We start from the raw sequence: 22,906 nt of genomic DNA, 5'->3' as shown, positions 1-22,906 counted from the left end.
TGGAATGTTTACAGTCCAAATGGGTACTGGTTGCGTAAGTCAGCTTTGGTGGTAAAAGGAAGCAGGGAAATATTTCCTACAGAGTGAATATGACTAGGATGTACGCCAACAGCATCAAGCTTTTGTTTGTAAAAGGGTATGTGTTCATAAGCTCTTTCTACACATCTTATTAGTCGGTTTTTCTGTACCTCACATAATTCTTCGCGTGGCATGGATTCATACTTGCGATTCCAAATGTATGGTTCAAGAGCTAATTTATTCATTGTCGTTAGAAAATGTTTTAACAGTAAAACTTTAACTATCATTTTCGTAAGGAAAAAACAAGGACAGTTAAGACAGTTAAGGAAATCTTTCACAGTTTTTTTAATGTTAGCTAGTCAGGATTTGATAGAGTCCTGCGCTCACGCTTATTCCCCAGCCTGCGAAGCACGACCTCGCAGTCATTTGGAACAAGTTAAAAGAAAGCAAACTTAGTCAATACGTCTTTAGGGATAAACAATTTTTTATAAGAATGATAATAGTGCTGTGGGGGAGGAGGCGACGCTCGCCTCCTCCCCAATCCTTTATATTATTATCATTCTCAAGTAAACTCTGGAGAATATTTGTATTTCTGAAAAATCATGTTTAACTCAGTTACAACAAGTAATTGAGCAAATTTAACAAACGTGGACTAGGACTTTCACCCGATTTGCCGTTTACTGTTTCGAGTGTTCCTACTCCTTAACCAAACTAAGTATAGGACTTACGCACACTCTACGAATTCTTGGCGTTCTTGGCGTCTTGGCGGTTTGATAAATTAAGATTTTTGAGGATTTTTGCGTAAGTCCTGTAAGTAGAGGAAAATAAGCCATGAACAATTTTATCCGCACATTGGCTATTGGTGCGATCTCCACAAGTTGTTGCATCAGTCAAGCTTATCTCAACTATTACAACGGCAAGAGTTTTTATGGAAAGGTTGATTTGGACGGAAATCCTATCAAGCGACCTGTGAAGTCAGTTGTAATGGTTCAGGAAAAAGGGATTGGTGGTTGAGGTGAGGTCGTTCCTTAGAATGAAATGTCACCAATAAAAATCCTCTGCTGATGCAGAGGCTATTATCACTATGGGTATTGCTCAAAATATTTCTAAGTGACTCAGAGAACATTAGTATGCTCTGCGGGCAAATTTGTAGTACAAGAAAATAGCGATAATTGCACCCAATACTGCAACGAACAAACCAGGAAGAGTCAGAGATGCAGAAGTCAATGCCAAACTTCCAGTTTGCAGTATGTTGACTAATGTTCCACCAATGAAAGCACCAACAATTCCTAAGAGTATAGTAGCTAGAATTCCACCACCTTGATAACCAGGATAGATTGCCTTGGCAATAGCACCAGCCAGAAGACCTAAAACTACCCAAGCAATAAGATTCATTGTTCTAATTCCTTACCATGTCTTTCACTAACACTTTTTATTTAAGCTTATGGAATATTTCCTCTTCATCTTTCATGGGAAACAATTTGAAATTCTCTTAAGTAAGAGAACAAGAGCGATCCAAGTGACAATTAACTAAGTCTTAGTTAATTGCGTATAATTCCAAAGTTATAATTCTGTTTGGTTATGCCAAATTATGCACGAGTCAACAGTTCCAAGTTATGACCATTGGGATCTAGGAAATAGAAGCCACGACCTCCTTTCCTGTGGTTGATTTGACCTTTATTTTGGTGCATGGGGTCACTACTATATTCAAGACCAGCCTCTTTAACTCGCGCAAAAATTGCATCGAATTCCTCATCGCTGACATGGAAGGCATAGTGGTGCGACTCGAATTTCTCAGAGTCAGCAAAGTCAAGCGTCAGCGTGTCATTGATATGTACTACGGCAAAGTGACCCAAAGGAGCCTCGACCTTGAGACCAAAAATACGTGCAAAGAACTGTGCCGAAGCTTCTTTATCATGTGCAGGTACTATAGTGTGATTTAGAGTGATTGTCATACCATTTCTCCAGAGTGACTCCTGTAACTCTCAGCATGGCTCCTCACACCTTATTGTTGCTCTCCATATTTTGGCAGTCATGACTACTAACTCTTTGTTAAAGCGGAGAACAAGGAAATTTCTTACTGTTGGTATACTATTCTTCTATTATATCTTCATCACAGTGACACCAGCAGATAGGCACTCGTGCAACGAGGCAGAAGGCACTAGCAGATTTGCGACCGTATGCAGAAGCACTCAGAGCTTGGGTTAGAAGTGATTGCAAAAGCCATGCTAGATCAGGAGCGAACTGTCCGTGCTCATCCTGCTAGATGAAAATCTGTTGCGCAAGAAACTAAAAAAACCTCTTGTGGATGCAGGACACTTAGTACAAAATGTTGAGGAAATGGGCTGGCGTGGCGTAAAAGACCGAGAACTTTTAGCATTGGCACAAGCATATCCCTCCTTATTCACAACAGCATCCTGAACTCCTCACGAGTTATTTGGCAATCACGTAGTATTTGTGCCAGCAAACCACGACCAATTGTTTCACCAGAATGTACGGGAACTACCGTCCGACGCCCGTCGCTATGTATCAGAATATAGTGACTTCCACGAACTCTAGCAACTTCAAAACCCACTTTACCAAGAGCTGCAATAACTTCGCGTCCCGTCACACTTGGCAGTTGACTCATACTTCAACCGAAACTCGCTGGATGCCCACAAAGTCCAGGGAATCCTGCTGTTCCTCCTCAAATTCTAGACAGAGTTCAATTGCTTCTCGGATGCGCTTTGTTAACTCATCCAAAGATTGAGCTTGCGTATGACATCCAGGAAGCTCCGGGACGGAAGCAACAAAGTAGCCATCCGCATCTCGCTCGATAATCACATTAAATTCTCGCTTCATAACGAACTACCCTTCAGTTTTTCTTTTATCTTCTCATGACCGCTCAACTAAAAACGTCTGGCTGCTTCTTAATGATGTCAGAATGATATCAGAAAAGCGATCGCCCTTTAGGGCGCTGGGCTTTGCCCAATCGTCACCTTTGCGATGATTTCTATACAAAAAACGCAAAGGTGCAATTATTCAACTTTGCACCTTTGCGTGTTTGTTATTTATTCACCTAATTAAGCTGTAAACACCTCCGCAGGTAAGCGCTTAAAGGAAAGGCGCTCATTCTCGATATCCACAAAGATGGTGTCACCATCGTTGAATTCGCCGCGCAAGATAGCTTTGGCAATTTGAGTTTCTAACTCGCGTTGAATTGCTCGCTTCAGCGGACGCGCTCCAAATACAGGGTCATACCCCACTTCTGCTAAAAAGTCAAGAGCAGATTCCGAGAGTTTGAGAGACATCTTGCGATCGCTCAATCTTTGCCGTAGTCTATTTACTTGCAACTGCACAATCTGCCGCAATTCCTGTTTGTGCAATGCATGGAAGATAATCGTTTCGTCGATGCGGTTCAGGAACTCGGGACGGAAGCTATTTCGCATCGCCTCCATCACCCGATGGCGCATTTCGTCATAGCGTGAGTCATCACCCGCCACATCTAAGATGTACTGTGAACCGATGTTGCTGGTCATGATGATCACGGTGTTTTTAAAGTCTACCGTATGACCTTGAGCATCAGTAACTCGACCATCATCGAGAATTTGCAGGAAGATGTTAAAGACATCCGGGTGTGCTTTTTCGATTTCGTCGAACAGAAGCACTGCGTAAGGACGACGACGAATTGCTTCGGTAAGTTGTCCGCCTTCATCGTAACCCACGTATCCGGAGGCGCACCGATGAGGCGAGAAACGGCGTGTTTCTCCATGTACTCGGACATATCAATCCGTACCAGCGCTTCTTCGGTGTCGAACATATACGCCGCCAGCGCTTTTGCTAGTTCGGTTTTACCGACACCGGTAGGACCGAGGAAGATAAAGCTAGCTGTAGGACGGTTGGGATCAGCCAGTCCAGCACGAGAACGCTGAATTGCATCTGCTACAGCTGTCACCGCTTCATGTTGTCCAATGACACGACGATGCAGTTCATCTTCTAAGTGCAGCAGCTTTTCTTTTTCAGATTCGACCAACTTGCTGATGGGAATTCCCGTCCATTTAGAAATCACTTCTGCAATGTCAGCTTCCGTGACTTCCTCACGCAATAAAGATTTTCCACTGCGTTGTGCTTGAGCAAGTTCAGTTTCGACTGCTTCCAAGTCACGATGCAAACTGGTTAACTTGCCGTATTTTAACTCAGCAGCGCGGTTGAGGTCGTAGTCGCGTTCTGCTTGCTGAATTTCCAGGTTCACACGGTCAATTTCTTCTTTGACAGACTGAATTTTGGTGATAATGTCTTTTTCAGACTGCCATTGAGTATTGAGTGTTCTTTGTTCTTCTTTGAGATCCGCAAGTTCTTTTTCTAGTCTTTCTAGGCGTTCACGAGATGCTGCATTGCTTTCTTTTTGCAGTGACAGCCTCTCCATTTCTAATTGCAGAATCTTGCGGTCGATTTCGTCCAGTTCTTCTGGTTTGGAGGTAATCTCCATTTTTAAGCGTGCCGCAGCTTCGTCTACCAAGTCAATGGCTTTGTCTGGTAAGAAGCGATCGCTTATATAGCGACTTGACAATGTCGCTGCTGCAACTAAAGAACTATCGGAAATTTTCACCCCGTGGTGAACTTCATACCGTTCTTTCAAGCCGCGCAAAATGGAAATGGTATCTTGGACGCTGGGTTGATCCACATAAACCTGCTGGAAGCGTCTTTCTAAAGCAGCGTCTTTTTCAATATATTTACGGTATTCGTCTAAAGTTGTCGCCCCGATACAGCGCAGTTCACCCCGCGCCAACATCGGTTTTAACAAGTTACCAGCGTCCATTGCGCCTTGAGTCGCACCAGCGCCGACAACGGTATGAATTTCATCAATAAATAAAACTATATTCCCGCCGGACTCGGTAACTTCTTTTAAGACTGCTTTGAGGCGTTCTTCAAATTCACCCCGGAATTTTGCCCCTGCAATCAAAGCACCCATATCTAAAGCTATGAGTTTGCGATCTTTCAGGGACTGGGGTACATCACCGGCGACGATCCGCTGTGCGAGTCCTTCGGCGATCGCAGTTTTCCCAACGCCCGGTTCACCAATAAGCACAGGGTTATTCTTGGTACGGCGCGAGAATTTGGATAGTCCGCCGAATCTCATCATCACGTCCAATGACTGGGTCAAGTTTACCTTGACGAGCAGCTTCGGTGAGGTCACGCCCATATTTTTCCAGTGCTTCGTATTTGCCTTCTGGATTTTGGTCGGTCACTTTCTGATTTCCTCGAACTTGTTTAATGATATTCTTTAGCTTGCCTTCGTCTAACCCAAATTCTTGGAATAACCCTTTGCCAAAACGGTCATCTTTGGCATAAGCCAGTAACAAATGTTCAATCGAGATATACTCGTCTTTAAACTCCTTGCGATACCCTTCAGCCCGATCAAGAAGAGTATCTAAACTCCGTCCCAAATACACGGAACTGCTGCTACCAGATACTTTGGGGTGACGTTGGATAAATTGTTCAGCACGATCGCGCAGTTTTTGCAGATTCACACCTGCTTTGGTAAAAATACCGCTGGTAAGACCTTCTTGATCCAACAGCGCTTTCATCAGGTGTTCGCTTTCAATCTGCTGTTGTTGATATTGTTTAGCAATATCTGGCGTGTGCGCGATCGCTTCCCAGGCTTTTTCTGTAAATTGGTTTGGATTAGTTGGTTGCATAGGCTTTTCTAGGAAAGAACTACTCCAAGCGCACAAAAAGCGCAGATAGAACAAGTGTATGGTTTGTTCTTATATGGTCATTGTAAAAAGAGAGGGGCAACTCACTGGATCGGTGTTCACGTCTTTCTCCAGGAGTATTACCGTCCAATGAGTCCTGATTGACTCCAAGCGCCGAGTGAGTCCAAACAGAAGAAGAATAAGTTTTGTTTTGATACCGTGATTGTACAAAGAGGGGCACAAATAACTGGATCGGTGTTCGCGTTGTTGTAGAGGAGTATTACCGCCCATTTTTTACTAATTGATGCAGCTCTTTGCGGCGCGTCATCTTATAAAAAGCTTATCATACAAGAGTTTAAGTCAAATAACCTTTGTGTTGCAAAAAGTGATGTTACTTTAGTTAAAGTATCATCTGTGTCAACTGCCTATAGCCATCACCCATAACACCCATCCCACCTCCCAGGATCTGGTCTCGTCTAAAAATTTTTGCAATACAACCGTCTTAATCGGCTCATGGCTCCAAAAATCTTCTTTACGAGAAGCAATCAAAATGCTCAAGTGACAAAGAAAAACCGATTTCCTGGATGGCGCAGAATCTTTTTTGGCGTTCGCACACGCATCTTGATCTCGTACATCGTGCTGATGATCTTCTCCACATTGGTATGTATCCTGGCAATCCGTGAGATTCTCCTTGTCCAACTAGAACAGCAGGTTGAAAAGTTTCTCATCAAGGAGATAAACGAGTTTAAACGATTAACTACGGGGAGGAACCCTAACACAGCTCAACCCTTTGGGGATGATGTCGCTGCCATTTTTAATGTATTTTTGTCCCGCAACATTCCCCACGAGGACGCGTATTTGATTACGTTGTTAAATGGGAAATTCTACAAATCCAATCCTAAAGCCTTGCCAGCTCCTTTACAGCCGAATTCAGACTTTGTAAAACACTGGGAGAAACTCAAACAGCCTGAGCGAGGTCAAAAGAAATTAACCTCAACGAATACCCTCTACTACTTGGCCCAGCCAGTAGTCAAAGGAAAAACTCACGGTGTCTTTGTGGTCGTATACTCAAATCATACCGCTCTGGAGCAGGTGAACCAGGCGGTTATTGTGATTATTCAGGTGACAATAGCGGTTCTAGCTGTAGCATCGGTGCTGGCTTGGGTCGTGGCTGGACGGTTATTAGCTCCCCTACGCTTACTTATCGAAACAGCCCGCTCAATTACCGAGTCTGACCTATCTCAACGCATCGCGGTGCAGGGGGTAGACCAAATTGCCGAACTCACGATGACGTTCAACCAGATGTTAGACCGTCTCCAAACTGCCTTTGCCAGTCAACGAAACTTCATCAACGACGCAGGTCATGAACTCCGGACACCAATCACAATTATCCGAGGTCATTTAGAACTACTAGGTGATGATCCCCAAGAGCGACGTGAAACAGTGGAATTAGTGACTGATGAACTTGATCGGATGAGCCGCTTTGTCGATGACCTACTATTACTTGCGAAAGCAGAGCAACCGAATTTTTTAAACCTACAGACAGTAGATATTAGCTCACTGACTGACGAACTGTATACCAAAGCCACAGCTTTAGGTGAGCGAGACTGGCGTTTGGAGAACAAGGGGATGGGGCGGATTGTGGCTGACCGTCAACGGCTAACTCAGGCAATGATGAATTTGGCTCAGAATGCGACTCAGCACACGAGCGATGGGGATGTCATCGCGCTTGGTTCGGATGTTTTGAACGATAACGCTTATTTCTGGGTGCGTGACACAGGCGTTGGCATTGCTCGTGGCGACCAAGAGCGGATCTTCGAGCGCTTTGCCCGTGGCTCCCATAGTTATCGTCGTTCTGAGGGGGCTGGTTTGGGATTGTCTATCGTGAGTGCGATCGCAACGGCACACGGTGGTCGAGTAGAACTCAAAAGCAAACCCGGTAAGGGTTCTACATTCACTATTGTCATTCCACTAGACCCACCCTTTGGAGGTTCTGTTTGACTGATCGGATTCTGATTGCCGAAGACGAGCCGCGCATAGCCGCTTTCCTGGAAAAAGGGCTACGGGCGTCGGGGTTCACTACCGCAGTTGCCAAAGACGGTCATGAAGCGTCGAGCATGGCTCAAAGCGGAGAGTTTGACCTGCTCATCCTTGACATTGGTCTCCCTGGCAAAGATGGTTGGATGGTGTTGGAAGAATTACGCGGTCAGGGCGAACAGCTACCTATCATTATCCTTTCCGCTCGTGACGAGGTGAGCGATAAAGTCGCTGGACTAGAAGGTGGGGCTGACGACTACGTAACAAAGCCCTTTCGGTTTGAAGAACTGCTGGCGCGGGTACGGGCGCGATTGCGTGACAATCGCTTACCCAGACGACAGGAAGAAATGGTTCTTAAAGCAGGCAACATTGTCGTTGATTTGCTTAAACGTCAGATTTGGATCGGCGATCGCCCAATTAAGTTATCAGCACGAGAATTTACCCTAGCTGAAACTTTTGTGCGTCATCCAGGGCAAGTCATGAGCCGAGAGCAGTTGCTGAGTCAGGTTTGGGGCTACGACTACGATCCCGGCTCTAATGTCGTTGATGTCTGCGTCGGTTATCTGCGTAAAAAGCTAGGTCACGACTATATCGAAACAGTCAGAGGTATGGGCTATCGGCTGCGAACATGAAAATTTTCTCATAAATTTTTAATACACAATTAATAAGTTTTTATAAATATAAAAAAGAACTGTAACAATCAGGGTCTGTTGATTGTCGCCTATTGTCATTTTTTCAGCTTCATACCAAGTTGTGTTCAAATGTCTAACTTAGTGTTAAAGCAGGGTGAGTATGATTTTTCACTACAACTTAGTATCAGTTGGTGAGCTATTAAATGCCATTTTGAACGTCAGGAGAGTACCTACAACTCTCTCAGGTATTAGGCGCAAATATTTACGCCCTGTTTGCTAAGTTCGTGAAGATGATAGTTGAACGATATTTTTGGAAAAAAGTATTGTGATTAGTTTAACTTTTACAGCAGTAGTAATACTTATAGAAAATTACGAGAAAAGGAAGATGACAATCAGAGATATCAAAGATATTAAAGCAAAACGCTCCATCGTCAACGACCTAGTGGCGTCCGTAGTTGTGTTTCTCGTTGCTCTGCCACTATGTATGGGAATTGCGATCGCTTCAGGGGTTCCTCCAGAGATGGGAATCATCACAGGAATCGTTGGCGGAATTATTGTTGGCACTGTTGCTGGTTCACCGTTGCAGGTCAGTGGACCAGCGGCTGGGCTTGCTGTTATAGTCTGGGAACTGGTTCAGCAGTACGGCATTGAAATGCTAGGACCGATTCTAATGCTGGCGGGTTTGTTCCAGTTACTTGCTGGTGTCTTCAAGCTGGGACAGGTTTTCCGAGCAATATCTCCCGCAGTCATCTACGGGATGCTGGCAGGAATTGGTGTGCTTATCTTTGCTTCTCAATTCCATGTGATGTTCGATAGCAAGCCAAGCGCACACGGAATCGATAACTTAATTTCTATTCCCACCGAGATATATAAGACTATCTTTCCTGCCCAAGGCAACAACCATCTCATGGCAGGAATTGTAGCTTTAATTACCATTCTTATCCTCATCATGTGGGAGAACTATAAGCCAAAAAGATTAAAATTGCTACCCGGCTCCCTGATTGCTGTCGTGATTGCAACTGCTCTAGCCAGTGTGATGAAGTTGCCGATTCAGTACGTTAATGTACCCGATAATCTTATCGCCACGATTCACATCCCAAAGCTAGAGAACTTCATCGGTCTACTCAAGCCATCTTTGCTTGTCGAGGCGATGGCGATCGCCTTTATCGCCAGTGCCGAAAGCCTGCTCTCGGCAGCGGCGGTAGATCGACTTCAATTTGAGTCAAAAACTAATTTTGACCGCGAACTCGCAGCTCAAGGCTTGGGCAACATGGTTTGCGGCGCATTAGGGGCGCTACCGATGACGGGTGTGATTGTCCGCAGTTCTGTAAACGTGGAAGCAGGAGGCAAAACCAGACTGTCCGCGATTTTTCACGGAGTCTGGCTGTTGGCTCTTGTTGTTGTTGCGCCTTCTGTACTGAATCTAATTCCCACCTCCAGCCTCGCAGCGATTTTGGTAGTCACAGGCTATAAGCTGGTGAAAGTTGAGAATATCCGGAAGCTGCAACAATACGGACGCATCCCTGTATTCATCTACTTTGCGACCTTGGGTGGAATTATCACTGCTGACCTACTTTTTGGCGTGCTACTCGGTCTTGTGTTGTCAGCAATCAAGCTGATCTACAAAGTTTCCCACCTCGATATCCATGTCGTTGCGGATGAAAACAACCAGCGCGTTGATGTGTATTTGGAAGGGATGGCTACATTTATCCGGCTACCGCAACTTGCCAAAGCCCTTGAGCAGATTCCTCCTAAAAAGGAAATTCATATTCACCTACAGATGCTCAGCTACATTGACCACTCCTGTCTCGACTTCTTGTCAACGTGGGAAAAACAAGAGGAAAAGAAGGGAAGTACTATCATCATGCAGCGGGATCGGTTGGTAGAGCGCTACCGGAAACCGCTATTTACTGGGCGATCGCACCTAGCAGCGTAGAAGTTTTCACTACTCTACTTTCACAAAAGAGGAGTTCACCATGAATACGATAGATGCAGTAATCTTAACATTGCTGAATACTATTGCTTGTTTTGCTTTCCCCAAACTTCTGTCTGTCATTATGGCTCCTAAAAAGAAACGTACTGCACCAATGCCTACTGCCATAACATCACAAACCGAAGCTTACCAAAATCCTTAAGCAGATTCCTCCTTCTCGTCTTCTCGTTCCCAGGCTCAGCCTACTCGTTCCCAGGCTCAGCCTGGGAATGCTATATCAAGAGGCTCAGCCTCCCATATTCACACCTCTACTCGTTCCCAGGCTCAGCCTACTCGTTCCCAGGCTCAGCCTGGGAATGCTATATCAAGAGGCTCAGCCTCCCATATTCACAACGAATGAAAATTTATCTAAAGAAATACTCGTTCCCAGGCTCAGCCTGGGAATGCTATATGAGAGGCTCAGCCTCCCATATTCACACCTTTCCTTACTCTATGGGTCGTTCTCGCTACCAATTTCTAGAAAACCAGCCTCATTTTCTCACCTGCACAGTTGTCAACTGGATCGCAGTATTTAGTAAACCAGACTTAGCTCAAATCATTCTCAACTCATTAGACTTTCTACAAAACCACCAGCGTTTAGCTTTGCATGGGTATGTGATCATGGAAAACCATCTTCACTTAATTGCATCAGCTGAAAATTTATCTAGAGAAATAGCAGCATTCAAGTCATTTACAGCCAGATCTGTGATTGATTGGTTAAAAGAGAATCAAACTGAGTATTTGTTAAAACAGCTAAAATTTCACAAAAAATTACACAAAACTACCCAAGAATACCAGCTTTGGCAGGAAGGTTCACACCCCCAAGCAATATTTAGTCAACAGATGTTCAGCCAAAAGTTGGAATATATGCACAATAACCCACTCAGGCGCGGCTATGTGGATGATCCTGCTCATTGGCGATATTCCAGTTACCGTAATTACATGGGTATGAAGGCAGTTTTAGCTGTTGATTTGATTGATGTGTAGTTGGAGCGTCAGGAGGCTGAGCCTCTTTGCATTGCGTTCCCAGGCTGAGCCTGGGAACGAGAAAATCCCATACTTCCTCGTTCCCAAACTCTGGCTGGGAATGCCCATACTGAGGCTCAGCCTCACCTTCTAGAGGTACTACTAAACTTGACTGCGGTCAAATAACCACTCATCACCAACAATCTCCTCTAGGCGTTGAGTGAGTTGCGGTAGAAAATATTCTGGCTCATTCAGGCTTTGCTGGGCTAACCAACTATCAAATACTTCCTGCGTCTCAATTCCTTGGGCACGCACCACCGCTGATAGCATTCTGAAACTCAATTTCTGGAGTTCCTCTAACTGCGGATGCCCTTCGCCTCGACTGTTGCAAAAAAACAGTGCTGTTCTCCCAAGCAAGGCTTCCAGTTCATCGCCTTGAGGAACTGTGTTATACAAAGCATGGATGATCTGAATTGTATCTGCTAAGGGAGCTTGAATCCTCAGGGTAAGCCAGATTGCTTGAGCCAGGTAAACCAAACCGTTACTTTCATCTGCTACGCCTAAGTTACCCAAAACTGTCACCAAATCACCATAAGCACGAACCTGTGCAAATGCCGAAGCGGCTTGCAGATTTAAGTCTAACTCTTTAGCTTTATCTCCGGTTTCACCTGCCCAATAAGCCAGATTTGCCAAGGTTACAGCTTTGCCACCAACATCGCCAATGCGCTCAATTAATTCCAAGGATTGTTCCCAAAGTGCGATCGCTCGTTGGATGTCCCCTTGTTGGGCTATGAGTAGTGCCATGTTGTTCAAGGTTACAGCTTTGCCACCAACATCGCCAATGCGCTCATATAATTCCAAGGATTGTTCCCAAAGTGCGATCGCTCGTTGGATGTCCCCTTGTTGGGCTATGAGTAGTGCCATGTTGTTCAAAGTTGCAGCTTTGCCACCAACATCGCCAATGCGCTCATATAATTCCAAGGATTGTTCCCAAAGTGCGATCGCTCGTTGGATGTCCCCTTGTTGGGCTATGACTCGTGCCATGTTGCCCAAGGTTACAGCTTTGCCACGGACATCGCCAATGCGCTCATATAATTCCAAGGATTGTTCCCAAAGTGCGATCGCTCGTTGGATGTCCCCTTGTTGGGCGATCACTCCTGCCATGTTGCCCAGAGTTGCGGCTTTTTGTTGCAAATCCGCCTCAGGGCAAAAGTCTAAAGATTGCTGATAGTGGGCAACAGCATCCTCAACTCTGCCCAGAACTTCTTCTGCATAGGCGATGGTTCCCAAGATACGGTAGTCCACAAACTTTTGCAGTAGTTGCTCACAAAGTTGGACAGTCTCCAAAAATCGGGAACTGTTCACCCATTGATTTGCAATCAAGTCCCCAACGCTGACAGCAATTTCCTGCTCTTCTGCCAGCAGTCCTAGGCGCACAATCTCCAGTCCTTGCGCTTCCGTGCGTTTGTCAGACTCCTCCCACCAGAGACGATACAACACCTGTGCTGCTTGTACAAATAAAGAAGTTGCATCAAACAACTCTACAGGCAAAATGCGCGGTACTCGCAAGGACTGATCCGGACTAACTTCCAATAATCCCAACGCCACTGCCCTATCAATATACTTATCCAAATTGGGCAGAGATTCACAAACTGCGGTTAACGCCTCTCTTGGTACTGGTAACTCAAACACCAAACCCCGCGACAACATCTCTCGCATTCCATCATCCATCTGTTGCAGCAGCGCTTCTGCCAAAACTTGCTCTCGCAACTCCACAGAATCAACTTCCAAAGAGTTGAGAATCGCTACTTTATCAACGGTTGAATTTTGCAGAATCTTATCCAACCATTCCAGCAAGCGGGGATTTCCATCCGCCAGCCGTTTCGCCTGCGCCTGCAACGCCTCGTCTACCACAGATTTCGTACTGAAGGCAGCGAGGCTATCGCACTTTTTTCGCAAATCTGCCCCTCGCAATGCCTCCAAAGGTTGCTTGTAGAAATACTGCAACGGTGTAGATTCAAAGTCGTAACGGCAGGTGAGAATTAAGCGATCAGGTGCGGAAATATCGCGAATCGCCCAAACTAACGCTTGCAAAACAGTTGCCGCTTCTGGTTGCAACACATACCCATCATTGCGCGGTTCGAGATTCACCTCAAAGTCATCCAGCACCAGCAAAAAGGGATTAGCCCCTTGTGCTGTCAACTCCCCAAACACCCGTCGCAGCCGAAACTTCAATTCCTCATCGTCTCTTTGTAACGCTTCCCGCAGTTCCTTGCTATCCAACTTCTCAGCCAAGCGACTCACCAGCGTCGGTTCATCAATCCGTCCGACGATGACAACTCGCTGAAAATGCGCCAGTCTGTCACAAAGCCTTACGGCTAAACTACTCTTACCCAAACCTCCCATGCCGTGAATCAACACGCCTAGCTGTTCTGGGGATTGAGTCAACGCCTTAAGACAACTTTGCAACTGCCGACGACGCCCAACAAAACTCTCACGAGTACAAACTTTCACCTTGCCAGCAGTGTCTAAAAACTGCGTTGCCACAGATGGCGGTGGTGCGGGTTTGCGTCCACGAGTCCGCAAGCTTGTGACTAACTCGCCTGGTAAAGTCGCTTTGACATACAGCCGCAACAAATGCCAATCCCGCGCCTTGTTCTTAATTAACGCCTGGTAAGTACAAGCAACTGCCTCAGCAACTTGCTTACCCGCCGCCAACTCCTGATACAAAGCTGCGGCGGCTGCGGTTGCATCCGTATCTAAAACTTTTTGACCCCAACCTAAAACTGCTGTTGCACCTTCATTCAGCAACTCTTGTGCAAGCGAAGGCACAGCACCCGCGTTTCCTGCTTGCCCAGTGCGACAACCCGACAGAAAAATTAATTTGGGTAATCGAAATCTTAACTCTTGGGCGATATCGCTGGCGCTTGCATAGTTAGGCTCGCCCGTTTCCGATTCTGTTATAAAGTATGGTTTTGTATCTTGAATAGTAGCATGACCCGTCAAGTGTAAAACATCAAAATATCCCTTGTCGTAAACATCCACCAAAATAACCCAACTCCGACAAACAGCCGCTTTCTTCCACCGTCAGCGCTAAAGGTTGTCGTGCTGTCGCCGTCAAACTTGCCTCCTTCCTCCGCCTCAAATTCCAGCACTGGTTGTACACCTAGCGGGGAACTCGCCATAAACAAGACTTCGCAAACCCCGATTTTCTGGTTTCTCCTCCACAGATAACCGCTTCACCGGTCTCTGATGATAACCACCGCACCGACAATACCACGTTGAACCAGAAAGCCATTGCCATCGTGCAGCACTTCCCAGGCAAATGGGCGACTCTGCATCACAATGGCTAAAATGATACCTTCATCCCGATACTGATTGAGCAAACCTTGCCGGAAAGTCTGTTCATTGCCATCCAACCAGTTTTTATACAACTGCCGCCCAGTTATGGTATAATCCACAGCCAAACGCACATCCATCAGTCTTTTTCAGCTTGGTTGAGTAAGTCAGCAATTTGTTCTAAAGGTAGCGATCGCCGTTGATACTGATTAGGATTATCAACGAAATAACGTAGCTCTACATAATTACCCGCAACTTGTTTCAGGTCGAGATGAAGGACTTTCACACTGCATCACTCATCTAGAATTTGCTTAATTTGCTCAATTGTGGCGTTCTCCAAAAGGATGCGCCTACCATTGCGTCCAACAATCAGCACTTTTTCAATCTTTTTGCCAACTTACCTCTATATTCTTCTACCACTTGTCGATTCCTTCCGCCGCCGCCAAGGTACCGCCAACAATAAGCAACGATAGTACCGATTGTATGACGATGGTGGCTTCTCTATCAACTTCATCGACGGTTTCCCAATTACCGAAATTTCAATAATTCTTCTGTGGCTGTAACTGCATCTTGTCCTTGAATTTCAGTTGTATATCTGCCATTAATTCGCCTGCTATCACCTGCAACTATCTACAGGCTTATTTTATGAGGCGAGTGGTATTAACCAGGAACAGTAAACAGTGAACAAGAATTGATAACTGATAACTGGTAACTGGTAACTGATAAGTTGTCAATCAACTTCAGGCCTGCAAAATCAACCTTATCGTAAATATCTCTAACGAAATTTGAAAGGAAAGCGAAGCAAGTGACAGCATTTCATCACCATTTTCATATTCACAAAAGAGCCATTGATGATTATCAGTTTTGAAGTATTTCAATATGCATCGTGTACTGGTCAATGAGAACATATTCCTGAAAGCTGGAGATGCTTCGGTAAGCCGCAAATTTTTCATCTTTGTCATAACTTCTGGTAGATTTTGAGAGTACCTCAGCAATCATCAACGGGTTTGTGAGAGTGTCTCTCCGTCCTTCAGCAAATTCTAGTTGTCCTGCAACAACCATCACATCAGGATAAGTATGAATTCGCTTTTGGGGAATCCAAAGCCGTTGATCGGTGACAAACACTCGATAAGGCTGACGCTTGAGGGCAAAATTCAATGCACCGCTTAGGTTGAGCGCAATTTGGTTATGATTGGGTGTACCACCTGTCACAGGGATGATTTCTCCATTAATATATTCATGGCGTTCTTCTGAATTGACCTCCAGTTCCAGATATTCTTCAGGTGAGTAGTTGCGTTGCTCCTGTGCTTGGACGATCATGAAAGTTAAACCCCCAATATTTTGACTAGAGTATTGATCTGGGCGATCGCCTTCGCGGCGGCGGCTTCCGCATCGCCTTTCTATGCTTATATCAATTTCTCCCTGTCTGCGGACATCGTGAGATGGGGGAGAAATAACCAATGATTATATTGACTAATGACCGATGGCTAAAAAGCAGAAATTTCCTTACCTAGTTGGTTCTAAGTGGACAGCGCAGCAAAAGGTCGATGGCTGGCGACACTTCCAAGTCGTCAACCGTAAAAATCAGGGCAACTGGGTTTATGCTGAGATGGTCGCTGCTTGTGACCCTAATGTCCGCTTTTGGATAAACGCCAAATTGTTACAAGACCGTTCTCTGTGGGAAGCAGGCTGGCAATCTTTACAGGAGATGAATTCACCCCAAGAAGATGTTTCTTGAATTATTTCAATCCCTGATAGCGATTCATCACAAATCACATCCTGCCAGTACAAATGGAATTGCACACTCAGTGATGCGAGGTTTTTTCGCTGTGAATGAAAACCGCTATAACTGATTTTGGCAGCCTCAAGACCAGTAGATTTGATATTTGAGACAAAGTTTAACAAATATTGGCATCGGTAATAATTATTTATATTTTTCAGGCAGTTGCTCTCAAGTCGGAATAATTTTGTCTTAGCCGTTGACAATAAACTGCCAATTTATTTGCAAATTTACTTTCAACGACCCTCTCATAGCTCTTACACTCATTTCTCTACCAAGAGGTATACCTATCCACATAGGTCTTTTTGATACGCACAATCGGTGTAGCGGGATTTTTATTTTTTGTATTTTGTAACTTATTTTATATAAAAGTATTAATAAGGTATGATTTTTTAAGTTATTTTAGTTTTAAAAGTGTTTATAAATCAAAAAAACTATAATTCATTGAATTAAGGCATAATTCACTTGATAGAACCCTAGTAGACTTGAACAGCCCCTTTATTTTCCGTGTGATTTGCACAATAATGGCACTCACAGACCTCACAAATCGCCATCTTCGGCTAGGTGCAGGGAATTGTTTGAGCGACGAGTTTGACAAGAAACTATAAGAGGCAAACTACAGTGAAACTAGCAGTTTACGGAAAAGGCGGTATTGGGAAGTCCACAACAAGCTGTAATATCTCCGTCGCCTTAGCCAAGCGCGGCAAGAAAGTGCTGCAAATTGGTTGCGACCCCAAACACGACAGCACCTTCACCCTCACCGGGTTCTTAATTCCGACAATTATCGATACCCTGCAAGAAAAGGACTACCACTACGAAGATGTCTGGCCCGAAGATGTGATCTACAAGGGCTATGGCGGAGTGGATTGTGTGGAAGCAGGTGGTCCTCCCGCAGGTGCTGGATGCGGCGGCTACGTGGTAGGCGAAACCGTGAAATTATTAAAGGAACTCAATGCCTTTGATGAATACGATGTGATTTTGTTTGACGTTCTCGGTGACGTTGTTTGCGGTGGTTTTGCAGCACCCCTCAACTATGCTGACTACTGCTTGATTGTGACTGACAATGGCTTTGATGCCTTATTCGCTGCCAATCGTATTGCGGCTTCAGTCAGGGAGAAAGCCCGGACTCACCCACTGCGTCTTGCTGGGTTAATTGGTAACCGCACCTCGAAGCGCGACTTGATTGAAAAGTATGTGGAAACAGTGTCCATGCCAATTCTGGAAGTTTTGCCTTTGATTGAAGATATCCGTGTTTCCCGCGTCAAAGGTAAAACTTTGTTTGAAATGGCAGAATCTGATCCCTCTTTGAATTACGTTTGCGATTACTATCTCAATATTGCTGACCAAATTCTGGCGCGTCCAGAAGGTGTTGTCCCAAATGACGCCCCAGACCGCGACGTGTTCGCTTTGTTATCAGATTTTTATCTAAATCCCACTAAAACACAGGTTCCTAATTCAGAAGAGGAATTAGACTTGATGATTGTATAAATCATCTTAATTCCAGGATGGGGGACAATATGGCTTTCTTTGATAGTTTCACAGATTCTTTAAAGCAAAAGTGGTTGCAATTTTTCCAGTTAAATCGTGACTGGATTGCCCTGCACATGGAAGTGGAGTCTGTTTCCACCCCGGATGGTGGCAGACGACCATCTTCGTACCTCATCCTGGGAGTCGTTAACGCGCTGGAACCTAAGCTGGCACAGTTAATGCTGCCCTTTTCCAAATTGAATCCTGACGCCGATACCTTGGTCGAGGTGCTGGAGTTAAATTTTGATCCAGATATAGCTCTCGGTAACCGCGCCCTTCCCAATTTACGTATAGAAAAATACAGGGAATTAGATGTTTCATATGAAAACTTCAATGATGAAACACTAACAAATTCTCAGATAAGTAGCTTTGGGCAAGAGGGAATAGCTAACAAGTTGGAGCTGGGAGATACACACAACCAAACCCTTAGAGTATCTCATCCAACAATCGATAATGTGACTCAAAACCGGACCGGCAATTCCTCATCCAACGATACAAACTCGAACAATCAACCTCACCAAGCACATAACACAGTTAATGAGTTCGGTGAACTTTCTTTGGATCATTTGAACGAAGTAGACAGCAAAACTTCTGAGAGTGGCTTTGCCGGTGTGTTGTCAGATGCTTGGGGTGCTGAAAGCGCAACCCAAAATGAGGAAGCGCATAAAGAAATGTTTTTAGGGGAAGAACTACCTTCTGGTTCTTTTGATGACTCAGAAGATGACTCAGAGATTGCTCGTCTCTTCCCCAACCATTAAAGAGTGAAGAATGAAGAATGAAGAAGGAAACTCGATAAATTCTTCTTTGTTCTATCTTCTTTCTTATAAAAATTAAGGGGAGAAAATACCAAAATGATTGCTCAACCAGAAGCTTTAACTTTTGAGTGCGAAACTGGAAATTACCACACTTTTTGCCCAATTAGCTGCGTCGCTTGGCTTTATCAAAAAATTGAAGATAGCTTCTTTTTGGTAATTGGGACAAAGACTTGTGGCTACTTCTTGCAAAACGCAATGGGGGTGATGATTTTTGCTGAACCCCGTTATGCAATGGCAGAGTTGGAAGAAGGAGATATTTCCGCACAGCTTAATGATTATGAAGAGTTAAAGCGGCTGTGTTTGCAGATTAAGCGCGATCGCAATCCCAGCGTGATTGTGTGGATTGGCACTTGCACCACGGAAATCATCAAAATGGATTTGGAAGGCTTAGCACCCAAGCTAGAAGGCGAAATTGGTATTCCGATTGTTGTCGCACGCGCCAACGGTTTGGACTACGCCTTCACCCAAGGGGAAGACACCGTGTTAGCGGCGATGGCGACACGTTGTCCTGATAAAGCACCCGTGGCGGAAACAGAGAAAAACGAGCGCAACGCTATTTCCAAACTTCTCAACTTTGGTAAGAAGAAAGAAGAAGTCGTTAAAGAAGAGTCTGAGTATGTGGATCATCCACCTTTGGTGCTGTTTGGTTCCCTTCCTGATCCCGTTGTCACTCAGTTAACTCTGGAACTCAAGAAGCAAGGAATTAAAGTTTCTGGTTGGCTACCCGCAAAGCGCTTTACTGAACTACCTACCCTTGAAGAAGGGTATTATGTCGCTGGTGTCAACCCCTTCCTCAGCCGCACTGCTACGACTTTGATGCGTCGCCGCAAGTGCAAGCTGATTGGCGCACCTTTCCCAATTGGTCCCGATGGTACCCGTGCTTGGATTGAGAAAATTTGCTCGGTGTTTGGTATTACCCCCAAAGGGTTGGATGAAAGGGAAGCTCAAATTTGGGAAGGCTTGGAAGAATACGTCAAATTGATTCGTGGCAAGTCTGTGTTCTTCATGGGCGATAATTTGCTGGAAGTCTCGCTAGCACGGTTCTTAGTGCGCTGCGGTATGACGGTTCATGAAATCGGCATCCCTTACATGGATAAGCGCTATCAAGCTGCTGAGCTGGCGTTGCTGGAAAAAACTTGCCAGGAAATGGGCGCACCTCTGCCTAAGATTGTGGAGAAGCCAGACAACTACAATCAAGTGCAGCGAATTTATGAGTTAAAGCCAGATTTGGTGATTACTGGTATGGCTCATGCTAACCCATTGGAAGCACGCGGTATTAATACTAAGTGGTCTGTTGAGTTCACTTTTGCTCAGATTCACGGTTTTACCAATGCGCGTGACATTCTGGAGTTGGTGACTCGTCCGTTGCGTCGGAATAACAATTTGAAAGATTTGGGTTGGGATAAGTTGGTGAAGGAAGAAGCTAAGATTTAACCTTACTTCTAGATAATCTCTGTAATAAATTTCATTGGGTGCGTTCGTGTTTTTCGTAACGCACCTTATTTTTTTATGGAACCGCCAAGACGCCAAGGACGCCAAGAGAAGGAAAAGAGCGATCGCTTTCGCTGTGTTTTAAGCTGTCGCGCCTACAAAGGAAAAAGCGACAGCTTATCTGAGTTCTTGTGGGATGGGCATCTTGCCCGTCCAAATAATGCAAGTTAAAAGCAAGGACAGTTTAACTTAAAAGTGGCAAGTCTAAAGGCTTTTCTGGAATGATATACATTAAATTTGCCTTGTCCGGTTTTTCTTCTGTAGATGGAGTTAATTTAAGCCATTCATGGAAGCTGATTCCTAGTTGGGATATTGCTTGTACTTCTGCCTGATACGCTTCAAAACAGCGATTAGTTTCAATCATCGATTCCACGACTTCCAGCACTTGAGGAAGACGTTTATAAGCCTCTTTTTTCAAATCGTCGTGATTTGGACCGAACCAACCTCCTTGAACTTCAACACGAGTTAAAATTGCTGCTGGTAGCGAATCTACCCACTTACTGGGGTCTTGCGCTATCTTAATGAGATTTTCGCGTTGCATTTCAAATACAGTATTTTCATCCAAAGTTGGATTAATCCATTGGTAAATTCGAGTTAATCTCCGCAAGTCAATGTGTTCTTTAAACTCAGGCTGTAGGTATACTGCTGGATTTGAAGTAAGCAGAAGCTCAATATATTTCTGAATTCGTGAACGGAGAACTGTTGCACCTTCTTGGAAGCGACGAAGTGCTGTGTCATGTTCTTCTAATTCTAGATAACAACGCGCCTCAGCAAGATAAGCTAACGATAAAGTCAGCAGATATTCAAAAGAGCAAACTTCTGGGTAGTTGCAGCAGTTCCTCACCCTTACACCCGACAGCAAGCTACTCCTACAACCGTTAAAGCTACAATGAAAGGTAAACGGGAAAGCTGTTTAATATTTCTTAATTTATAAATTGCAATATATATGAGTAAAACATTATCTCAAAATGAAAGCCGCGAAATGTTGAAGTGGCTGAACCGCAACCGCCAAATGTTATTAGATTTATATCGAAATCAATATGTTGCTTACAATGCTAGTGGCTTAATTGCTCACAGTGAAAACTTGCGTGAAGTTTTAGAGTTAGCAGAGGCTTCAGAAGAGCTATATGCAATTTACTTAGTTCCCCGTAGCACCGCTTCTATCCAGATTTTGCCAATTCTCTTTCGTACAGTTAGTCGCCATGATTGGCAGCCAAATTATCATGTAAAGCTGAAGCACAGAGATATAAATATTTCTACAACAATGTTAGTAGACTCTGGTGCTGAACTGAGTTTAATATCATTAAAAGTTGGTCAAGATTTAGGATATGCTTTAGCTGATGCGGAATCAACTTTATTGGCAGAAACCATAGGCGGAAGAGTTGAGTATGTTTTACGCAATGTTGAAATGACAATTGATCAACACAGTTTTATTGCTCCTGTGGCATGGTTACAAACTAATACAGGTGGAGAGCAATTGCTTCTGGGGCGGGAAGTTGTATTTGATAAGTTTAATATCGAGTTTAGGCAGGCTGACGAGCAAATTATTTTTAAATGGCGTGAAGATTTAAACTCATAAGGCAAAGCTGGTATAAATGGCTGAAATCATTACTTTAGAACTTCCAGAAAGACTGGCACAACAGGCAAAAGAAATCGCTGCTCTCACTCATCGGCGACGGTCAGATGTATTAGTAGAATGGATAGACCGTGCAATTACGGAACTACCTGTTGAGTCGCTACCTGATGAGCAAGTTTTAGTTCTATGCGATCTACAAATGGAACGACAACAGCAAGAGGTTTTCAGTGACCTTTTGGCGCGTAACCAAGAAGGACAACTTAATGATGCAGAAGTGAAACGATTAGATGATTTGATGGAGGTTTACCGACGTGGGTTGGTACGTAAAGCGAGAGCCATGAAAGTAGCTGTTGAACGTGGCTTAAAACCTGCTCTCAACTAACAGCAATGGCTCGTAGTTATATTCCTATTAAGAAGGACTTATAAAATTATCCAAGCACAGGGCTTTTATTGTTATCCTAAACAATCATGAACTCACATTCCCTTTGAAGTTCAGAACATGAGTCAAGAGGAATGAAAAGTTCCACTCCAGGTACAAGTACAATCACATCTTGATTAGCATCATAAATTGTTTGCCAACAAGTGCGATCGCCATAAAATTTTTCAGCAATCCTCGGTAGTGTGTCTCCAGATTCTACGGTATAAAACATAACTAGCCTCTTTCATGAGTTGAGTTTTGGTGAGTAGAAGGTAACTTCTTCAAAACCTTTGTTCTGATTCTAAATATTTATAAGGTTGTGAAACTTACGCACTCTAAATAATTCTGGGCATGACGGTTGATACAGAATTACGCAAAGGCAAGCCTTCACAGCTTATTCCCCCAACTACCCGATCCTCTGATCCAGGACGTCGGTAGGATTGGAACCAAAAATCGAGTTTAGGATAAGGATTAAGGGTCTTCTTAAGAGCGGATAACACGGTAAAAGTGCTTAGTGTGTTGTACCTCTAACTTGTCTTGCAAGACGAGTTAAGAGGACGTTTGTTTCAAAAAAAAGAATAATTAAGTAGATATAGTAAAAATCCCCATTGGATTTGTATGTGATGAAGGCAATTTTAAATTAGTTAAGAATCATATTTT

Annotated in this window: 25 protein-coding genes and 2 pseudogenes; 14 read left to right on the top strand and 13 right to left on the bottom strand. The window is 44.4% G+C overall.

Annotated elements, in window-relative coordinates; genetic code table 11:
• Nucleotides 1–8: 8 nt before the first annotated feature.
• Complete coding sequence (locus V5G28_RS09115; RefSeq protein WP_332993091.1) at nt 9–263, bottom strand: hypothetical protein; 255 nt, start codon at nt 261–263, stop codon at nt 9–11.
• A gap of 586 nt (nt 264–849) precedes the next feature.
• On the opposite strand from V5G28_RS09115, the gene V5G28_RS09110 reads away from it, so the two are divergent.
• On the top strand, nt 850–1,032 hold the full coding sequence (locus V5G28_RS09110) for a hypothetical protein (protein WP_332993089.1): 183 nt from the start codon (nt 850–852) through the stop codon (nt 1,030–1,032).
• Between the two features lie 111 nt (nt 1,033–1,143).
• Here the strand turns inward: V5G28_RS09110 and V5G28_RS09105 are convergent, their stop codons facing one another.
• Entirely contained in the window at nt 1,144–1,413 is a 270-nt protein-coding gene (locus V5G28_RS09105) for a GlsB/YeaQ/YmgE family stress response membrane protein (protein WP_096564644.1), read from the bottom strand.
• A 194-nt stretch (nt 1,414–1,607) separates the two neighbouring features.
• Complete coding sequence (locus tag V5G28_RS09100; protein ID WP_332993087.1) at nt 1,608–1,973, bottom strand: VOC family protein; 366 nt, start codon at nt 1,971–1,973, stop codon at nt 1,608–1,610.
• Nucleotides 1,974–2,268: 295 nt separating this feature from the next.
• Here V5G28_RS09100 and V5G28_RS09095 point away from each other — a divergent pair, with 295 nt between their 5' ends.
• Nucleotides 2,269–2,439, top strand: a complete 171-nt coding sequence (locus V5G28_RS09095) for a DUF5615 family PIN-like protein (RefSeq protein WP_332993084.1) — start codon at nt 2,269–2,271, stop codon at nt 2,437–2,439.
• Here the strand turns inward: V5G28_RS09095 and V5G28_RS09090 are convergent.
• The 3 genes and pseudogenes from V5G28_RS09090 to clpB all read right to left on the bottom strand — a co-directional run bounded on the left by V5G28_RS09090 (nt 2,423) and on the right by clpB (nt 5,696).
• Nucleotides 2,423–2,647: a type II toxin-antitoxin system HicA family toxin gene (locus V5G28_RS09090; RefSeq protein ID WP_332993081.1), complete on the bottom strand. Its 225-nt coding sequence runs from the start codon at nt 2,645–2,647 to the stop codon at nt 2,423–2,425. The genes V5G28_RS09095 and V5G28_RS09090 overlap by 17 nt on opposite strands.
• The gene (locus V5G28_RS09085; protein ID WP_332993078.1) at nt 2,644–2,859 is read right to left on the bottom strand and encodes a type II toxin-antitoxin system HicB family antitoxin; all 216 of its coding nucleotides are present in this window, start codon (nt 2,857–2,859) and stop codon (nt 2,644–2,646) included. Before V5G28_RS09085 ends, V5G28_RS09090 begins: the two co-directional genes overlap by 4 nt.
• A 221-nt stretch (nt 2,860–3,080) precedes the next feature.
• Nucleotides 3,081–5,696, bottom strand: a pseudogene (gene clpB / locus V5G28_RS09080) (ATP-dependent chaperone ClpB).
• A gap of 510 nt (nt 5,697–6,206) precedes the next feature.
• On the opposite strand from clpB, the gene V5G28_RS09075 reads away from it, so the two are divergent.
• From V5G28_RS09075 to V5G28_RS09055, 5 genes are all read left to right on the top strand, one after another.
• A complete protein-coding gene (locus V5G28_RS09075; RefSeq protein WP_332993076.1) occupies nt 6,207–7,694 on the top strand; it encodes a sensor histidine kinase in 1,488 nt (495 codons plus the stop codon).
• Entirely contained in the window at nt 7,691–8,362 is a 672-nt protein-coding gene (locus tag V5G28_RS09070; RefSeq protein WP_096564647.1) for a response regulator transcription factor, read from the top strand. The genes V5G28_RS09075 and V5G28_RS09070 overlap by 4 nt, the downstream gene beginning before the upstream one ends.
• A gap of 385 nt (nt 8,363–8,747) precedes the next feature.
• Nucleotides 8,748–10,298: a SulP family inorganic anion transporter gene (locus V5G28_RS09065; RefSeq protein WP_332993072.1), complete on the top strand. Its 1,551-nt coding sequence runs from the start codon at nt 8,748–8,750 to the stop codon at nt 10,296–10,298.
• Between the two features lie 40 nt (nt 10,299–10,338).
• A complete protein-coding gene (locus V5G28_RS09060) occupies nt 10,339–10,497 on the top strand; it encodes a hypothetical protein (protein ID WP_332993070.1) in 159 nt (52 codons plus the stop codon).
• A 248-nt stretch (nt 10,498–10,745) separates the two neighbouring features.
• On the top strand, nt 10,746–11,321 hold the full coding sequence (locus V5G28_RS09055) for an REP-associated tyrosine transposase (RefSeq protein ID WP_332993068.1): 576 nt from the start codon (nt 10,746–10,748) through the stop codon (nt 11,319–11,321).
• Nucleotides 11,322–11,462: 141 nt separating this feature from the next.
• On the opposite strand, the gene V5G28_RS09050 is transcribed toward V5G28_RS09055, so the two are convergent.
• The 5 genes and pseudogenes from V5G28_RS09050 to V5G28_RS09030 all read right to left on the bottom strand — a co-directional run.
• The gene (locus tag V5G28_RS09050) at nt 11,463–14,345 is read right to left on the bottom strand and encodes a tetratricopeptide repeat protein (protein ID WP_336230153.1); all 2,883 of its coding nucleotides are present in this window, start codon (nt 14,343–14,345) and stop codon (nt 11,463–11,465) included.
• On the bottom strand, nt 14,303–14,485 hold the full coding sequence (locus tag V5G28_RS09045; RefSeq protein WP_336230150.1) for a hypothetical protein: 183 nt from the start codon (nt 14,483–14,485) through the stop codon (nt 14,303–14,305). The genes V5G28_RS09050 and V5G28_RS09045 overlap by 43 nt, the downstream gene beginning before the upstream one ends.
• A gap of 54 nt (nt 14,486–14,539) precedes the next feature.
• A complete protein-coding gene (locus V5G28_RS09040) occupies nt 14,540–14,779 on the bottom strand; it encodes a hypothetical protein (protein WP_336230148.1) in 240 nt (79 codons plus the stop codon).
• Nucleotides 14,779–14,925: a hypothetical protein gene (locus tag V5G28_RS09035; protein ID WP_332993058.1), complete on the bottom strand. Its 147-nt coding sequence runs from the start codon at nt 14,923–14,925 to the stop codon at nt 14,779–14,781. The genes V5G28_RS09040 and V5G28_RS09035 overlap by 1 nt, the downstream gene beginning before the upstream one ends.
• 464 nt (nt 14,926–15,389) lie before the next feature.
• Nucleotides 15,390–15,959: pseudogene (locus V5G28_RS09030) on the bottom strand (Uma2 family endonuclease); the annotation flags it as partial.
• Between the two features lie 163 nt (nt 15,960–16,122).
• On the opposite strand from V5G28_RS09030, the gene V5G28_RS09025 reads away from it, so the two are divergent.
• From V5G28_RS09025 to V5G28_RS09005, 5 genes are all read left to right on the top strand, one after another.
• Complete coding sequence (locus V5G28_RS09025; RefSeq protein ID WP_073630269.1) at nt 16,123–16,377, top strand: TIGR02450 family Trp-rich protein; 255 nt, start codon at nt 16,123–16,125, stop codon at nt 16,375–16,377.
• A gap of 663 nt (nt 16,378–17,040) precedes the next feature.
• Nucleotides 17,041–17,907 carry a ferredoxin:protochlorophyllide reductase (ATP-dependent) iron-sulfur ATP-binding protein gene (gene bchL, locus V5G28_RS09020; RefSeq protein WP_332993053.1) on the top strand — a complete coding sequence of 289 codons (867 nt, stop codon included), beginning with the start codon at nt 17,041–17,043 and terminating at the stop codon, nt 17,905–17,907.
• A gap of 29 nt (nt 17,908–17,936) precedes the next feature.
• Complete coding sequence (locus V5G28_RS09015; RefSeq protein WP_332993048.1) at nt 17,937–18,704, top strand: DUF5331 domain-containing protein; 768 nt, start codon at nt 17,937–17,939, stop codon at nt 18,702–18,704.
• A 93-nt stretch (nt 18,705–18,797) separates the two neighbouring features.
• Nucleotides 18,798–20,195: a ferredoxin:protochlorophyllide reductase (ATP-dependent) subunit N gene (locus V5G28_RS09010; RefSeq protein ID WP_332993045.1), complete on the top strand. Its 1,398-nt coding sequence runs from the start codon at nt 18,798–18,800 to the stop codon at nt 20,193–20,195.
• 75 nt (nt 20,196–20,270) lie between these two features.
• On the top strand, nt 20,271–20,423 hold the full coding sequence (locus V5G28_RS09005) for a hypothetical protein (RefSeq protein WP_158054593.1): 153 nt from the start codon (nt 20,271–20,273) through the stop codon (nt 20,421–20,423).
• Between the two features lie 13 nt (nt 20,424–20,436).
• Here the strand turns inward: V5G28_RS09005 and V5G28_RS09000 are convergent, their stop codons facing one another.
• Entirely contained in the window at nt 20,437–21,096 is a 660-nt protein-coding gene (locus tag V5G28_RS09000; protein ID WP_332993041.1) for a hypothetical protein, read from the bottom strand.
• A gap of 102 nt (nt 21,097–21,198) precedes the next feature.
• Here V5G28_RS09000 and V5G28_RS08995 point away from each other — a divergent pair, with 102 nt between their 5' ends.
• Nucleotides 21,199–21,831: a retropepsin-like domain-containing protein gene (locus V5G28_RS08995; RefSeq protein ID WP_332993039.1), complete on the top strand. Its 633-nt coding sequence runs from the start codon at nt 21,199–21,201 to the stop codon at nt 21,829–21,831.
• A gap of 16 nt (nt 21,832–21,847) precedes the next feature.
• Nucleotides 21,848–22,210, top strand: a complete 363-nt coding sequence (locus V5G28_RS08990; protein ID WP_332993037.1) for a hypothetical protein — start codon at nt 21,848–21,850, stop codon at nt 22,208–22,210.
• Nucleotides 22,211–22,286: 76 nt separating this feature from the next.
• Here the strand turns inward: V5G28_RS08990 and V5G28_RS08985 are convergent, their stop codons facing one another.
• Nucleotides 22,287–22,478, bottom strand: a complete 192-nt coding sequence (locus V5G28_RS08985) for a LysM peptidoglycan-binding domain-containing protein (protein WP_332993034.1) — start codon at nt 22,476–22,478, stop codon at nt 22,287–22,289.
• Between the last annotated feature and the right edge of the window lie 428 nt (nt 22,479–22,906).

The sequence above is a fragment of the Scytonema sp. PRP1 genome (assembly GCF_036697665.2).
In the GTDB taxonomy this organism is placed as follows: domain Bacteria; phylum Cyanobacteriota; class Cyanobacteriia; order Cyanobacteriales; family Nostocaceae; genus Kalymmatonema; species Kalymmatonema gypsitolerans.
This window is presented reverse-complemented; position numbering and strand designations above follow the sequence as displayed.